The sequence below is a fragment of the Pseudomonas sp. MYb60 genome, from assembly GCF_002979555.1.
GTDB lineage: Bacteria > Pseudomonadota > Gammaproteobacteria > Pseudomonadales > Pseudomonadaceae > Aquipseudomonas.
On sequence record NZ_PCOZ01000007.1, the window covers coordinates 211,971 to 226,986 of the forward strand.

12 protein-coding genes are annotated in these 15,016 nt (G+C 60.4%); 11 read left to right on the top strand and 1 reads right to left on the bottom strand.

Annotated elements, in window-relative coordinates:
* Positions 1-87: 87 nt before the first annotated feature.
* Entirely contained in the window at positions 88-879 is a 792-nt protein-coding gene (phhA, locus tag CQ041_RS14365; RefSeq protein ID WP_105523118.1) for a phenylalanine 4-monooxygenase, read from the bottom strand.
* A gap of 257 nt (positions 880-1,136) precedes the next feature.
* Between phhA and CQ041_RS14370 the strand changes: the two genes are divergently transcribed.
* The 11 genes from CQ041_RS14370 to CQ041_RS14420 all read left to right on the top strand — a co-directional run bounded on the left by CQ041_RS14370 (position 1,137) and on the right by CQ041_RS14420 (position 14,972).
* A complete protein-coding gene (locus tag CQ041_RS14370; protein WP_105523244.1) occupies positions 1,137-2,699 on the top strand; it encodes a sigma-54-dependent transcriptional regulator in 1,563 nt (520 codons plus the stop codon).
* Between the two features lie 247 nt (positions 2,700-2,946).
* Positions 2,947-3,687 carry a flagellar basal body rod protein FlgF gene (locus tag CQ041_RS14375; RefSeq protein WP_105523119.1) on the top strand — a complete coding sequence of 247 codons (741 nt, stop codon included), beginning with the start codon at positions 2,947-2,949 and terminating at the stop codon, positions 3,685-3,687.
* Between the two features lie 62 nt (positions 3,688-3,749).
* The gene (gene flgG / locus CQ041_RS14380; RefSeq protein ID WP_105523120.1) at positions 3,750-4,535 is read left to right on the top strand and encodes a flagellar basal-body rod protein FlgG; all 786 of its coding nucleotides are present in this window, start codon (positions 3,750-3,752) and stop codon (positions 4,533-4,535) included.
* Positions 4,536-4,587: 52 nt separating this feature from the next.
* Positions 4,588-5,283 (top strand): flagellar basal body L-ring protein FlgH, encoded by a 696-nt coding sequence (flgH, locus tag CQ041_RS14385; protein WP_105523121.1) that lies wholly within the window; start codon positions 4,588-4,590, stop codon positions 5,281-5,283.
* 27 nt (positions 5,284-5,310) lie between these two features.
* Positions 5,311-6,399: a flagellar basal body P-ring protein FlgI gene (locus CQ041_RS14390; RefSeq protein WP_163001906.1), complete on the top strand. Its 1,089-nt coding sequence runs from the start codon at positions 5,311-5,313 to the stop codon at positions 6,397-6,399.
* Between the two features lie 4 nt (positions 6,400-6,403).
* The gene (flgJ, locus tag CQ041_RS14395) at positions 6,404-7,672 is read left to right on the top strand and encodes a flagellar assembly peptidoglycan hydrolase FlgJ (protein ID WP_105523123.1); all 1,269 of its coding nucleotides are present in this window, start codon (positions 6,404-6,406) and stop codon (positions 7,670-7,672) included.
* Positions 7,673-7,682: 10 nt separating this feature from the next.
* Complete coding sequence (gene flgK, locus CQ041_RS14400; RefSeq protein WP_105523124.1) at positions 7,683-9,728, top strand: flagellar hook-associated protein FlgK; 2,046 nt, start codon at positions 7,683-7,685, stop codon at positions 9,726-9,728.
* A gap of 14 nt (positions 9,729-9,742) precedes the next feature.
* Positions 9,743-11,338 carry a flagellar hook-associated protein 3 gene (locus CQ041_RS14405; protein ID WP_105523125.1) on the top strand — a complete coding sequence of 532 codons (1,596 nt, stop codon included), beginning with the start codon at positions 9,743-9,745 and terminating at the stop codon, positions 11,336-11,338.
* Positions 11,339-11,619: 281 nt separating this feature from the next.
* Entirely contained in the window at positions 11,620-12,549 is a 930-nt protein-coding gene (locus CQ041_RS14410; protein WP_033900741.1) for a ketoacyl-ACP synthase III, read from the top strand.
* Positions 12,550-12,814: 265 nt separating this feature from the next.
* Positions 12,815-14,551 carry a flagellin gene (locus CQ041_RS14415; RefSeq protein ID WP_105523126.1) on the top strand — a complete coding sequence of 579 codons (1,737 nt, stop codon included), beginning with the start codon at positions 12,815-12,817 and terminating at the stop codon, positions 14,549-14,551.
* A gap of 76 nt (positions 14,552-14,627) precedes the next feature.
* Positions 14,628-14,972: a flagellar protein FlaG gene (locus CQ041_RS14420; protein ID WP_105523127.1), complete on the top strand. Its 345-nt coding sequence runs from the start codon at positions 14,628-14,630 to the stop codon at positions 14,970-14,972.
* The last annotated feature ends 44 nt before the right edge of the window (positions 14,973-15,016 follow it).

Consider the following 15,016-nt stretch of genomic DNA (forward strand, 5'->3'; position numbering starts at 1 on the left):
TGAATTCGAGTAGATGAAGGTCAGTGGCGTTACCCTAAAGCAACGCGGGGCCAGGGAACAGACTCACCTGGCATCAAAACGTGAGGATCATGCTGCCTTGGGTTTTGGTGGGAACTTGGGCGCGTGCAGGCCGAGCTGCATGCCACGCTCGACCATGCCCATGATGTCTTCCTGGGCCACCTCGAACAGGCGCTTGAGGTCGGGCAGCACGAAGTACAGCGGTTGCAGGATGTCGATGCGATACGGTGTGCGCATTGCCTCCAGCGGGTCGAACACCTGGTGCTCGGGTTCGGACGACAGGCTGTACACCGTCTCCTTGGGCGAGGACAGAATGCCGCCACCGTAGATGCGTCGGCCTTGGGGGGTGTCTACCAGGCCAAACTCGATGGTCATCCAGTACAAGCGCGCGAGGTACACACGTTGCTCCTTGGTGGCCGCGAGGCCGAGCTTGCCGTAGGTGTGGGTGAATTCGGCGAACCATGGGTTGGTCAACAGCGGGCAGTGACCGAAGATCTCGTGGAAAATGTCCGGCTCTTGCAGGTAGTCGAGTTCTTCACGGGTGCGGATGAAGGTCGCCACCGGGAACTGCTTGCTGGCGAGCAGCTCGAAAAAGGTCTGGAAGGGGATCAGCGCCGGCACGCGGGCGACCTGCCAGCCGGTGGTCTCGGCCAACACCTGGTTGATTTCGCCCAGTTGCGGGATGCGGTCATGGGGCAGGGCGAGCTTGTCGATGCCGTCCAGGTATTCCTGGCAGGCGCGGCCCTCGATCACCTTCAACTGGCGCGTGATCAGGGTGTTCCACACCGCATGCTCTTCTTGCGAATAGTGGATAAAACCTTGCGCATCGGGCTCGCGGGCCACGTATTGCGTCTGCTTCATACGGCTCTCCTGCTAGGCATTCGTTCTTGTTATGTCCTGCGATACCTCTATAGATAACCCGCTGCGAGCAGGATTCCATCTGCGTGCTGGGCGCTATTGTGGGAAAAATCACCCAGATTCGTAAACTTATCGTTACGCATACCGTGCTTGTCGTTGCGGCGGGCTGGGAAATGGCCGTCAACTGTCACATAATCTTGACGACTATCTGCGCCCAGCAGCAAAAAGACGCGGCGCCTTCCCACTTTTCGGGCTTTTTCATGCGTATCAAAGTGCACTGCCAGAACCGCATCGGCATCCTGCGGGATATTCTCAATCTGCTGGTGGAGTACGGCGTCAACGTCGCCAAGGGCGAGGTCGGCGGTGAGCATGGCAATGCCATCTACCTGTTCTGTCCGAACCTGGTGAACATGCAGTTCCAGGCGCTGCGCCCGCAGTTCGAGGCGATTGCCGGCGTTTTTGGGGTGAAAAGAGTCGGGCTGATGCCCAGCGAGCGCCGGCACATGGAGCTCAACGCGCTGCTCGGGGCCCTGGAGTTTCCGGTGCTGTCCATCGACATGGGCGGTTCCATCGTCGCAGCCAACCGCGCGGCGGCGCAGTTGCTGGGTGTGCGCGTTGACGAGGTGCCGGGCATCCCGTTGTCGCGTTACGCGGAAGACTTCGACTTGCCCGAATTGGTGCGCGCGAGCAAGTCGCGGATCAATGGCCTGCGGGTCAAGGTCAAGGGCGACGTATTCCTGGCGGACATCGCGCCGCTGCAATCCTCCGAGCACGATGACAGCGAGGCCATGGCCGGCGCGGTGCTGACCCTGCACCGCGCCGACCGTGTCGGTGAGCGCATCTACAATGTGCGCAAGCAGGAGCTGCGCGGTTTCGACAGCATCTTCCAAAGCTCCAAAGTGATGGCTGCCGTGGTGCGCGAAGCCCGGCGCATGGCACCGTTGGATGCGCCGCTATTGATAGAAGGCGAAACCGGCACCGGCAAAGAGTTGCTGGCACGCGCCTGCCACCTGGCCAGTCCTCGTGGGCAGTCACCGTTGATGGCGCTCAATTGCGCAGGGTTGCCCGAGTCCATGGCCGAGACCGAGCTGTTCGGCTACGGCCCCGGCGCATTTGAAGGCGCGCGGGCCGAGGGCAAGCTGGGGCTGTTGGAACTGACGGCGGGCGGTACGTTGTTTCTCGACGGCGTAGGGGAAATGAGTGCGCGGCTGCAGGTGAAATTGCTGCGCTTTTTGCAGGACGGTTGCTTCCGTCGTGTCGGCAGTGATGAAGAGGTCTACCTGGATGTGCGGGTCATCTGCGCAACCCAGGTGGATTTATCCGAGCTGTGTGCCCGCGGTGAATTCCGCCAGGACCTGTATCACCGGCTCAATGTGTTGTCGCTGCATATTCCACCGTTGCGTGAATGTCTCGACGGGCTGGCGCCGTTGGTGGATCACTTTCTCGATCAGGCCAGTCGCCAGATCGGCTGCCCGTTGCCCAGGCTGGCGCCAGCGGCCATGGACCGCCTGAGCCACTACCACTGGCCGGGCAACGTAAGGCAGTTGGAAAACGTGCTGTTCCAGGCGGTGTCGCTGTGCGACGGCGGGACGGTCAAGGTCGAGCACATCCGGTTGCCGGACTATGGCGTGCGTCAGCCGCTTGGCGATTTTTCGCTGGAGGGTGGCCTGGAAGAAATTGTCGGGCGGTTCGAGAAGGCGGTGCTGGAAGCCTTGTACGCCGAGCATCCCAGCAGTCGGCAGATGGGCAAGCGTCTGGGGGTGTCGCATACCACCATCGCCAATAAGCTGCGCGACTACGAAATCCTCAAGACCGATAAATAACCCAATGTGGGAGGGGGCTTGCTCCCTCCCACCGTTGTTCTTTGGCACCCATCAGACCTGCGTTTGCCGCAGGCGGCAGTAGTCCGCCGTTTTTTCGACTCGCGCACAACCCGGAATTCACCCCACCTCACGGCAAACCCCCGCCCCGCCTGGACTTCACCCTATTTCAAAAAGTTGGTTCGCAAATTGCTTAAGCCTCATCAGTACAGCGGTGGGCGGCAAGCGTCCGTCAGAAAGAGGAAAGAGCGTGGACAAGTACCTTTATGTGGCAATGACCGGTGCCAGCCAGAATGCTCTGGCGCAGAAGGCCCATGCCAACAACCTGGCGAACATTTCCACCAACGGTTTCCAACGTGACCTGGAGCAGGCGCGTTCGATGCCGGTGTTTGGCGACAGCTTTCCGGCGCGGGCCTTTGCCCTCACCGAACGCCCGGCCACCGACTTCAGCCCCGGCGCGATGATCGAAACCGGCCGCGACCTGGACGTTGCCGTCAGCGGCGACGGCTGGATGGCCGTGCAGACCCCGGACGGTGGCGAAGCCTATGTGCGCAGCGCCAGCATGAACGTCGATGCGCTGGGCGTGCTGCGTGCTGGCAACGGCATGCCGATCATGGGCAACGGTGGCCCGATCGCCGTGCCGCCGCAGCAGAAAATCGAAGTGGGCGCCGACGGCACCATCAGCATTCGCGCCATGGGTGAAGGCCCGCGCGTGATGGCCGAAGTGGACCGTATCAAGCTGGTCCAGCCCGACCTCAAGAACATGACCAAGGGCCTCGACGGTGCCATCCACACCAAGGATGGCCAGCCGGCCCAGGCCGATGCGAACGTCAAGCTGACCTCGGGTTTCCTGCAGGCGAGCAACGTCAATGCCGTAGAGGAAATGACGGCGGTGCTGGCGCTTTCCAAGCAATTCGAGCTGCACGTCAAGATGATGAACAGCGCGAAGGAAGACGACCAGGCCATGACTCGCGTCATGCAGATGAGCTGATTGCAGCCCACTAACTAATTTGTGATGCGGCGCCAACAAACAGGCGCACAGAGGAGAACAGCATGCTTCCGGCTCTATGGGTTGCCAAAACCGGTCTGTCCGCCCAGGACACCAACCTGACCACTATCTCCAACAACCTGGCGAACGTGTCGACCACGGGTTTCAAACGCGACCGCGCCGAGTTCCAGGACCTGCTCTACCAGATCAAGAAGCAGCCAGGCGCCCAGTCCACCCAGGACAGCGAGCTGCCGTCGGGCCTGCAACTGGGTACGGGTGTGGCGATTGTCGGCACCCAGAAGAACTTCAGCGCCGGTAACCTGCAACAGACCGGCCAGCCGCTGGACATGGCCATCAACGGCCGTGGTTTCTTCCAGATCCTGCAACCAGACGGGACCACGTCCTACACCCGTGACGGTACTTTCCACCTGGACTCCAATGGCCAGATCGTCACCGCCAACGGTTTCTCCCTGGAGCCCGCCGTTGTGGTCCCGGCAGATGCCAAGACCTTTACCGTCGGCAACGACGGCACCGTGTCCATCACCGTTGCCGGCAACCCGGCCTCCCAGGTGATCGGCAACCTGCAAACTGCCGACTTCATCAACCCGGCCGGCCTGCAGGCGATGGGCAACAACCTGTTCCTGGAAACCGCTTCCAGCGGTGCGCCGCAAATCGGTACCCCGGGCCTGAACGGTTTCGGCACCACCCTGCAAAGCACCCTGGAAACCTCCAACGTGAGCACCGTTGAAGAGATGGTCAACATGATCACCACTCAGCGCGCCTACGAGATGAACTCCAAGGTGATTTCCACCGCTGACCAGATGCTCTCGTTCGTTACGCAGAATCTGTAATCAAGTCTATGGGGCGCTTTTGAGGCGCCTGCAACACCGTGAGGTAAGGGTCATGAGTCGCTTTGTTTCTGTCTTGGCATTGAGTGGGATCGCCGTGCTCGCGGGCTGCGTTGCCCCGACGCCGAAACCCAATGACCCGTACTACGCGCCGGTGTTGCCGCGCACGCCGTTGCCGGCGGCGGCCAACAATGGCTCGATCTACCAGGCCGGTTTTGAGCAGAACCTGTACAGCGACCGCAAGGCGTTCCGGGTCGGTGACATCATCACCATCACCCTGAACGAACGCACCCAGGCCAGCAAGAACGCCAACTCCCAAGTGGGCAAGAACAGCACCGCCAGCCTTGGCTTGACCTCGCTGTTTGGGGCGGTACCCAACGTCAATAATCCGTTGAGCGATGGTGACCTGACCCTGAACGCCGGCTATAGCGGCACCCGCGCCACCGACGGCAAGAGTGCGGCGGGCCAGGGCAACAGCCTGACCGGTTCGATCACGGTGACGGTGGCGGACGTCTTGCCCAACGGCATCATTGCCGTGCGCGGCGAGAAGTGGATGACCCTCAACACCGGTGACGAGTTGGTGCGCATTGCCGGCATGGTTCGCGCCGATGATATTTCCACGGACAACACCGTGCCTTCCACGCGGATTGCCGATGCACGCATTACCTATTCCGGTACCGGCGCATTTGCTGATGCAAGCCAGCCAGGCTGGCTCGACCGTTTCTTCCTCAGCCCGCTGTTCCCTTTCTAGGTGGCCACTTTGACACTCAAACAGCTGATGGCTGCCGCACTGTTGCTGGGCTTGAGCGCCGTCGCCCAGGCCGAGCGCCTCAAGGACATCGCCAGCATCTCCGGCGTGCGTTCCAACCAGTTGATCGGCTACGGCCTGGTGGTGGGGCTCAACGGTACGGGTGACCAGACCACCCAGACCCCGTTCACCCTGCAGACCTTCAACAACATGCTCTCGCAGTTCGGCATCAAGGTGCCGGCGGGGTCGGGCAACGTGCAGCTCAAGAACGTCGCGGCGGTGTCGATCAGTGCCGACCTGCCGGCGTTCTCCAAGCCGGGCCAGGTGGTGGACATTACCGTGTCTTCCATCGGTAACTCCAAGAGCCTGCGCGGCGGCACCTTGCTGATGACGCCCCTCAAGGGTATCGACGGCAACGTCTACGCCATCGCCCAGGGCAACCTGGTGGTGGGCGGGTTCGACGCCGAAGGCCGCGACGGTTCGAAGATCACGGTCAACGTGCCTTCCGCCGGGCGTATTCCGGGCGGCGCCACGGTGGAGCGCACCGTGCCAAGCGGCTTCAATCAGGGCAACAGCCTGACCTTGAACCTCAACCGTTCGGACTTCACCACCGCCAAGCGCGTGGTCGACAAGATCAACGACATGCTCGGCCCTGGCGTGGCCCAGGCCATCGACGGCGGCTCGATCCGCGTCACCGCGCCGCTGGACCCAAGCCAGCGCGTGGACTACCTGTCGATCCTGGAAAACCTCGAAGTCGATCCAGGCCAGGCCGTCGCCAAGGTCATCATCAACTCGCGTACCGGTACCATCGTGATCGGCCAGAACGTCAAGGTGTCGCCGGCCGCGGTGACCCACGGCAGCCTGACCGTGACCATCACCGAAGACCCCATCGTCAGCCAGCCTGGGCCTTTGTCCAACGGCCAGACGGCGGTGGTGCCACGCTCGCGGGTGAATGCCGAGCAGGAAGCCAAGCCGATGTTCAAGTTCGGCCCTGGTACCACGCTGGATGAGATTGTCCGTGCGGTGAACCAGGTGGGCGCAGCGCCCGGCGACCTGATGGCGATCCTTGAAGCGTTGAAACAGGCCGGCGCCTTGCAAGCCGACCTGATCGTGATTTGAGGCCATGGTCATGGACATGCGCAAGAGCGGTATAAGCAGCACGGCGGACTCGGGGTCTTACTCCGACTTGAACCGGCTTAACCAGCTCAAGGTCGGCGACGACAAGAACAGCGAAGGCAACATGCGCAAAGTCGCGCAGGAGTTCGAATCGCTGTTCCTGAACGAGATGCTCAAGTCGATGCGTTCGGCCACCGATGCCCTCGGTAAGGACAACCCGCTGAACACCCCGGCGGCCAAGCAGTATCAGGAAATGTACGATCAGCAACTGGCGGTTTCGCTGTCTCGCGAGGGCGGCGGCATCGGCCTGGCTGACGTGCTGATGCGCCAGATGCAAAAGAACAAACCGGTGGAAGCCCAGGCGGCCACCTTGCAAGGCCCGGCGGCAGCCGAAGCGACGAAGAAGGCCGACGTGCCAACCGAAATCGCCGCCGGCACCCAGGCCACGGGCCCCTTGGGTCGCTCCAATGGCCAGCGCCCGCTGTGGGCCTACCGCGTCGCCGAGCCCCAGGCCGGCGCGGCGGCTGCCCACGGCAACGACATGGAGCTGATGAACCAGCGCCGTATCTCGCTGCCGAGCAAACTCACCGACCGCCTGCTGGCCGGCATCGTGCCAGGCACCGACACCAGCGTCGCCAAGGCTGCGCCGCTGCGTAACAGCGCCGCCGCTGACAACGTGGTCAACAGCACCGCGCGCAGCGTGGCCGTGCGCAATGACCGCATGCAGGTCTACGGCCGCGCCGTGGCCCAGCCACCACTGGCGCCGGCGAAAAAAGCCTTCAGTTCCCAGGACGAATTTGTCGCCACCATGCTGCCGATGGCCAAGGCGGCCGCCGCGCGCATCGGCGTCGATCCGAAGTACCTGGTGGCCCAGGCCGCGCTGGAAACCGGTTGGGGTAAATCGGTGATGCGCGCCGAAGACGGCAGCAGCAGCCACAACCTGTTCGGCATCAAGGCCGGCCAGAGCTGGCAGGGTGGCCAGGCCCGCGCGATCACCAGCGAGTTTCGCGATGGGGCGATGGTCAAGGAAACGGCGCAGTTCCGTTCCTACGATTCCTATCAAGACAGCTTCCACGACCTGGTGACCTTGCTGCAAAGCAATGATCGCTATAAAGAAGTGGTGAAATCGGCCGACAACCCGGAACAGTTTGTACGCGAGTTGCAGAAAGCCGGTTACGCCACCGACCCGGCCTACGCCAGCAAGATTTCGCAGATCGCCAAAACGATGGACAGTTACCAGAATTATGCTGCCGCTGGCGCAACCACACATTTATAAGGTCTGAACCATGAGTTTGCTCAGTATCGGGATGTCAGGGCTCAACGCCGCTCAAGGATCGTTGTCGGTGTTGAGTAACAACATTGCCAACGCCAACACGGCGGGGTACTCGCGCCAGCAGAGCGCTCAGGTCGCCAATGCGTCGAACCAGTATGGCGGTGTGTTCATCGGCAGCGGCACGACGTTGGCCGACGTGCGTCGGGTGTACAACGAGTTTCTGGATGCGGCGTATCAGAACAGTACGTCGTTGAGTGCGGATGCCACGGCGTACCAAGGCCAGATCGGCAGCGTGGACAAGCTGCTGTCGGATCGCACCACCGGGATGTCGGCAGTGCTCAGCACGTTTTTTGCCACCTTGCAGACCGCGTCGTCGAACCCCAACGACCTGTCGGCCCGGCAACTGCTGGTCACCAATGCACAAACCTTGAGCAATCGTTTCAACTCTCTGTCGACGCAGCTCACCCAGCAAAAAGAAACCATCAACAGTCAGTTGAGCACCATGAGTGATCAGGTCAACCAATTGACCACCTCGATTGCGTCGCTCAATAAAGAAATCGCCCAGGCCCAGGGTTCGGCCAACACGCCGCCGGCCAACTTGCTGGACTCGCGCAACGAGGCCGTGCGCGCACTGAATGAATTGATCGGGGTGACCGCCACTGAAAAGAACGGCCAATTCAGTGTCACCACTGGCAGTGGCCAGTCGTTGGTGGAAGGCAGCATTTCCAACAAGATTTCTGCGGTGCCGAGCAAGACCGACAACAGCCAGTACACCATCCAGCTGAGCGTCAGCGGCACTACCCTGGACCTCGGTTCGGTGATCAGCGGCGGCAGTATCGGTGGCCTGCTGCGTTATCGCAGTGATGCGCTGATGCCCGCGATCAACGAGTTGGGACGCCTGGCGATTGCCACGGCCGATACCATCAACAACCAGTTGGGCCAGGGCCTGGACCTGAATGGTGATTTCGGGATCTCGCTGTTCAAGGACATCAACAGCGCAACCGCCATCGCGTCGCGCAGCCAGGGCGCATCGGGCAACAACCCCGACGCCAGCAACCTGAACGTGACGATCACCGACAGCAGCAAGCTGACGACACAGGACTACAAAGTCACCTTCAGCGACGAAAACAACCCGAATATCGTGACCGTGGTGCGCTCGGACGGCAAAGCCATGGGCACCTTCGACATCACCGCGAATAACCAAGTGCCGATGGACGGCTTCACCCTCGCGCTCGATGGCAAGGGCACCATGAAGTTCGGCGACAGCTACAAGGTCAGCCCGACGGCCACCGGTGCGAGCGCGATTGGCGTAGACATGGCCGACGCCAACAAGCTGGCGTTCGCCGGTCCGTTGATCGGTGAAAGCGGCAAGACCAATTCGGGCACGGGCACCTTTACCCAGCCGACCCTGACCGTGCCGTTGGACATCCATGGTGGCGCTGCCACTGCGCAGTTGCGCACCAATATCGAAGGCCTGATGCCGGTCAAGATGGTGTTCGGCAAGCCTGCGGCCGATGGCACCCAGTCGTACACGATCAACAATGCCCAGGGCAAGGCGATCGGTACCGGCACCATCATCCCGGGGCAGGGCAACAAGATCACGGTCAACGTGCCCGAGCTGGATGCCAGCGGCGCGGTGATCCCGAACTCCGGCTTCAGTTTCGACACCACCGTCAATGGCTCGCCGGCTGACGGTGACAGCACCACGTTTTCGTTCAACAGTGGCGGCAAGTCCGATGGGCGCAACGCCCAGCAGTTGCTCGACCTGCAAACCAAGGCCACCGTTGGCCTGGGCGATGGCAACGTCGGCGTGAGCCTGACCGGCGCCAACAGCCGCCTGGTTTCCCAAGTGGGTGCCAAGGCCAGCCAGTCCGGGGTTGACGTTGCGGCCACCGGTGCATTGCTGGCCGCCAACAAATCGGCGCGCAGCTCGGTGTCCGGGGTCAACCTGGATGACGAGGCGGGCGACATGATCAAGTTCCAGCAGTACTACACCGCGTCCTCGCAGATCATCAAGGCTGCGCAGGAAACCTTCTCCACATTGATCAATAGCCTTTAAGGGAGTCTGGGACGATGCGTATTTCTACACAGCAGTACTTCGAAACCAGTTCCGCCAAGTACCAGGAAAACTATTCCGGTGTGGTGAAGGCCCAGGAACAGACCTCCAGCGGTGTGCGCGTGCAGACGGCGGCGGATGATCCGGTCGCGGCCGCGCGCTTGCTGATGTTGCAGCAGCAGAAAGACATGCTGGGCCAGTACAATGGCAATATCGACACGCTCAAAAACGCGCTCTACAGCGAAGAAAGCGTGCTGAAGAACATCAACTCGGCCATTCAGCGGGCCAGCGAGCTGGCACTCAAGGCGGGTAACCTCGGCATCAGCGACGCGGACCGCAAGTCGACGGCGGCTGAAATCGGCTCCCTGGAAGATCAGATCATGGGTCTGCTCAACACCAAGGATGCCAGCGGCAACTATATGTTCTCCGGCAGCAAGACCGACACGCCGCCTTACTCGCGCAACAACGACGGTACTTACACCTATCAGGGCGATGACACTGCCTTGAACCTGCGGGTGGCAGAAAACCTGTCGGTGCCGATGGGCGACACCGCGAAGAAAATGCTCGAAACAGCCTCCAACACTGGCCGCACGCAAGCGACGCGTGTACTGGCTGACCCGCTCGTGGATGTGGACGACGGCAAGGTGACGATCTCGGCGGGCCTGATTGCGTCGGGCGTCGATGTGAAGTTTGCCGACGGCCAGCCTTACACCGTGAAATTCCTCAGCAGCACCCAGTACACGGTCACTGACGGCACGGGCAAGGACATCACCTCCGAGATCCCGGGCAACGGCACCTTCGACTCGACCAAAGAGGGTGGCTCGACCATCAGCCTGCGCGGGGTCAAGTTCGACATTGGCCTGGACTTGGGCAAGGACGTGTTGCCCGGCGCGCCGGCGGATGCGCTGGTCAAGGACCGCGAGTTTACCCTGGCCCTCAAGCCGGACTCCTTCAGTGTTTCACGCACCGCGAGCAACCCCAGCACGGCGCAGTTGACCGGTGGTTCGGTGAGTGATCCGGCGGCTTATGCGAGCACCTTTCCCAACTCGGGTCTGGTGGTCAAGTTCGGCGCAGGCGGTACCTATAACGTCTACGCGCAGCCCTATTCGGCGGACAGCAAGGCCATCGCCAGCGACACCCTGGCAGCTGGCGCGACCTCGATCACCGTGGCGGGCGTCACGCTGGGCGTCACCACCACACCGGCGCCGGCAGAAGGCGACCAGTTCCTGGTAGGCGCTACCAGCAACAAGAATGAAAACGTGCTCGACACCCTTAGCCGCCTGCGCAGGACCCTCGAGACACCTTCGGATGGCAATCCGGCGGCGCAGAAGGAACTCAAGGACGTGGTTGCCCGGTCCATCGGCAATTTGACCAACGCGTACAGCCAGATCGACCAGGTCCAGGGGGATATCGGTGCACGCTTGAACATCCTCGATATCCAGGCCGAAGAAAACACCAGCCTTGGTCTGGCGAACACCTCGACCATGAACTCGCTGGGCAATATCGATTTCGCCGAAGCCTCCATCAACCTGAACCTGCAGCAAACCATGCTGCAAGCCTCTCAGTTGGCTTTTGTGAAAATCTCGCAGCTGAGCCTGTTCAACAAGATGTAACCGGCCCGCTGCACGACAATGGCCCAGCCTGGAAACAGGCTGGGCCATTGTCGTTTTTGCGGCTTAATTGTTTGAAGGTTTTGCATAAACCACACACAATTAGGTGACCTGCGAGTCATAAAGCGCATCTTCACTGTATCGTGTGAAAAGGATAAGTCGTCTCAGAGTCCTTGCGGGGCGGCTTTCAACGAGTTTTTTTCGGGGTCGTCCCCTTTTATTGTCAGCACCCGGCGGGGCAGTTCGCGGGGTGATCTCCAGCTATTTAGTATTGGGAAGCCACAATGATTGGCATAAAAAGCATCGCCAGTTACGTGCCGGCCGACGGGATCGATAACTACGCCCAGGGTGCCAAATTCGCCAAGGATGAAGAGTTCATCATTGGCAAGATCGGTTCGGCGTTCCTGCCGCGCAAGGAAGCTGCGCAGGAAACCTCCGATCTGTGTGTCGAGGCGGTCAACGCTTTGTTTGCCAATAACCCGGATTTGAAGCGCGAGTCCATCGACGCGCTGATCGTCGTCACCCAGAACGGCGACGAAGAGGGTTTGCCCCACACGGCTGCCATCGTTCAGGACAAACTCGGACTGCCGACTCACGTCGCCGCGTTTGATATCTCCCTGGGCTGTTCGGGCTACGTCTACGGCATCTACGCGATGAAAGGCTTCATGGAAGCCGCCGGCCTGAAAAACGGCCTGCTGATCACCGCCGACCCGTACTCGAAGATCGTCGACCCGGAAGACCGCAACACCACCATGCTGTTCGGCGACGCCGCCACCGCTACGTGGATGGGCGAAGACGCTCCCTGGTTGCTGGGCAAGTCCAAGTTCGGCACCGACGGTTCCGGCGCGCCGCATTTGAAGGTCAGCGACGGCGTGTTCTTCATGAACGGCCGCCAGGTGTTCAACTTCGCCCTGCTCAAAGTACCGGCGCATTTGCACGAACTGCTCAACGAGTCGGACCTCAAGGCCGACGAGATCGATGCCTTCTGCATTCACCAGGGCAGTGCGGCCATCGTCGATGCCGTGGCGCGTCGTTTTGAAGATGCGCCGGTGGACAAGTTCATCAAGGACATGGTCGAGACCGGCAACACCGTGTCGTCGAGCATTCCGCTGCTGCTGGAAAAGCACGTGATGGACGCGTCCTGGAAGCGTGTGGCCATCAGCGGTTTTGGTGTGGGCCTGTCGTGGGGCTCGGCGATTCTCTATCGCCCATGAGGCGGTAATCGTCTCGACAAAAAACGCCGATGATCGCGAGGTCATCGGCGTTTTTTATTTGGCGCCAGAAAAGCCAATGAATGCGGGGTTTTGCTCTACGCTAAACCCTTGAATTGCAAGGGGTGGCACCGCGCCAGCAAAAAAATCAAAAAAAATCCTCAAGCAACTGCCTGCCACGACGATAACTATTACGTAGGTTCTCTAGGCCACACCCGGCGGTTGCCAGGGCCGGAAGCCGCAGTATCCAAACCACGAGGATTTCGTCATGGCATTATCAGTAAACACCAACATCACTTCCCTGGGTGTCCAGAAGAACCTGAACAAAGCTTCCGACGCTCTGAGCCAGTCGATGAACCGTCTGTCCTCCGGCCTGAAAATCAACAGCGCCAAAGACGACGCTGCCGGCATGCAGATCGCCAACCGTCTGAACAACCAGGTCAAAGGCCTGAACGTTGCCATCGCCAACGCCAACAACGGCGTGTCGATTGCCCAGACCGCTGAAGGCGCAATGCAAGAATCCACCAACACCCTGCAGCGTCTGCGTGAACTCGCCCTGCAAGCGGCGAACGGTGATAAAAGCGACGCTGACCGTGTTTCCCTGCAGCAAGAATTCACCGCTAAAGTGGGCGAGCTGAACCGTATCGCCAGCACCACCACCTTCGGTGGTCGTAACCTGCTGGACGGCTCGTTCAACAACGTAGCGTTCCAGATCGGCGCCAACGCTAACGAGACTATCTCGTTCGGTATGACTGATATCAGCTCGACTGCGCTGAAAGGCAACTATAAAGAAGCTAGCGTTAACAGCACTGCGCTGACTGGTCTGGCAGCTACCGCTACCGGTTCGGTACTCACTGATAAAGCCACTGCTACTGGTACTGCTGCTGTCGGCACTACTGTGGCTACTGATAGCATCAAAATCAACGGTACAACGATCAATCTCGTTGCTGCCCTTCCTGCTGACAAGGGCGCAGCTGCAGTTGATGCTATCAACAAGCAGACCGCCACTACTGGTGTTACTGCCAGTGCCGACGCTAACGGTGTTCTGACACTGAGCTCGACCAAAGCAATCACGATTGCAGCGGGTGATACTGCCGCTGCCATCCCAGGCCCACCCGCAGTCCCTGCCAAAACTGATGGTTTGGCAAACCTGAACCTCGCTGCAGCTACCGTTGCCCCAACCAGCAACTTGACCGCTGCCGGTTCGATCACTGTGAACGGTACTGCGGTAGCTTGGGCTAAAGGTGCCACCATGGCATCCGTTCTCACCAGTCTGACCACTGCTGCTGGCGGCGCTGCAACTGGCGCTTCTGCTACCTTCGCCGAAGGTCGTGTCAAACTGACCTCTGGCAACGGTGCAGACATCAAGCTGGCTAACACTGATAGCGGTTCGCTGTCGCAGTTGGGTCTGTCTGCCGGTACCACCCAGGCAAAATTGACCGACGACACTTCTATCTCCGTCAACGGCGTAGAAGTCAAGTTCAAGAAGGGCGACACCGCTGACGCAGTTGTAGCTTCGATCAACAGCGCAAGCACCGGTGTACAGGCCAGCAAAAACGCTGACGGTACTCTGAGCCTGTTCGCAGACAAAGATATCACCATCAAGGACGGCAGCGCTGGTACCGGTCTGAAAGCCCTGGGCCTGACCACTGTTGCTGGTAATGGCACCAAAGCTGCCGTCACCATGGAGACCAGCGTTTCCGACCTGAACATCCTGACTGCCGCTTCCTCGCAGCAGGCCATCCAGGCTCTGGACGACGCCATGCAGCAAATCGACAGCCAGCGTTCGCAGCTGGGTGCCGTACAAAACCGTTTCGCCAGCACCGTAGCCAACCTGCAGAGCATTTCGCAGAACTCCTCCGCTGCCAAAGGCCGCGTAGAAGACGCTGACTTCGCTTCCGAAGCTGCTGAACTGACCAAGCAACAAACCCTGCAACAGGCTTCCACTGCGATCCTGTCCCAGGCCAACCAACTGCCATCCTCTGTTCTGAAGCTGCTTCAGTAATAGGCGGTAGCGGTTAAATAACGGGAGGGTGCGTGAATAACGTGCCCTTCCGTTTTTTCAGTTTGGAGGTGATGACATGGACATGAGCATCAAGCTGAACACGCCGTACCCGGCTGGCGTTACCCCGCCCAGCGTCGCCCCTGCTGCCCAGGCCAAGCCTGCGGCCAACAGTGAAGCGCCTGCGAGCGAAGAGCCACAGCGCGTAGCGCTGGAAAAAGCAGTTACTGATATGCGTGAGTTTGTGCAGGCTTCACAGCGCAACCTGGATTTTTCCATCGATGACTCCACCGGCATTGTGGTGGTCAAGGTGATCGCCACCGACAGTGGTGAAGTGATTCGACAGCTTCCTTCGGAGACTGCGCTGAAATTGGCGCAGAACCTGAGCGATGCCAGCAGCCTGCTGTTCGACAGCAAGGCCTGAGTTGGCACGAAACATGTTTCTGAATGCGCCATAGGCGCGTGAGC

Bases quoted from the DNA above. Each gene is read 5' to 3' on its own strand.
- phhA (WP_105523118.1), bottom strand. From the start codon at position 879: ATGAAGCAGACGCAATACGTGGCCCGCGAGCCCGATGCGCAAGGTTTT.
- CQ041_RS14370 (WP_105523244.1), top strand. From the start codon at position 1,137: ATGCGTATCAAAGTGCACTGCCAGAACCGCATCGGCATCCTGCGGGAT.
- flgG (WP_105523120.1), top strand. From the start codon at position 3,750: ATGCTTCCGGCTCTATGGGTTGCCAAAACCGGTCTGTCCGCCCAGGAC.
- flgH (WP_105523121.1), top strand. From the start codon at position 4,588: ATGAGTCGCTTTGTTTCTGTCTTGGCATTGAGTGGGATCGCCGTGCTC.
- CQ041_RS14390 (WP_163001906.1), top strand. From the start codon at position 5,311: ATGGCTGCCGCACTGTTGCTGGGCTTGAGCGCCGTCGCCCAGGCCGAG.
- flgJ (WP_105523123.1), top strand. From the start codon at position 6,404: ATGGTCATGGACATGCGCAAGAGCGGTATAAGCAGCACGGCGGACTCG.
- flgK (WP_105523124.1), top strand. From the start codon at position 7,683: ATGAGTTTGCTCAGTATCGGGATGTCAGGGCTCAACGCCGCTCAAGGA.
- CQ041_RS14405 (WP_105523125.1), top strand. From the start codon at position 9,743: ATGCGTATTTCTACACAGCAGTACTTCGAAACCAGTTCCGCCAAGTAC.
- CQ041_RS14410 (WP_033900741.1), top strand. From the start codon at position 11,620: ATGATTGGCATAAAAAGCATCGCCAGTTACGTGCCGGCCGACGGGATC.
- CQ041_RS14415 (WP_105523126.1), top strand. From the start codon at position 12,815: ATGGCATTATCAGTAAACACCAACATCACTTCCCTGGGTGTCCAGAAG.
- CQ041_RS14420 (WP_105523127.1), top strand. From the start codon at position 14,628: ATGGACATGAGCATCAAGCTGAACACGCCGTACCCGGCTGGCGTTACC.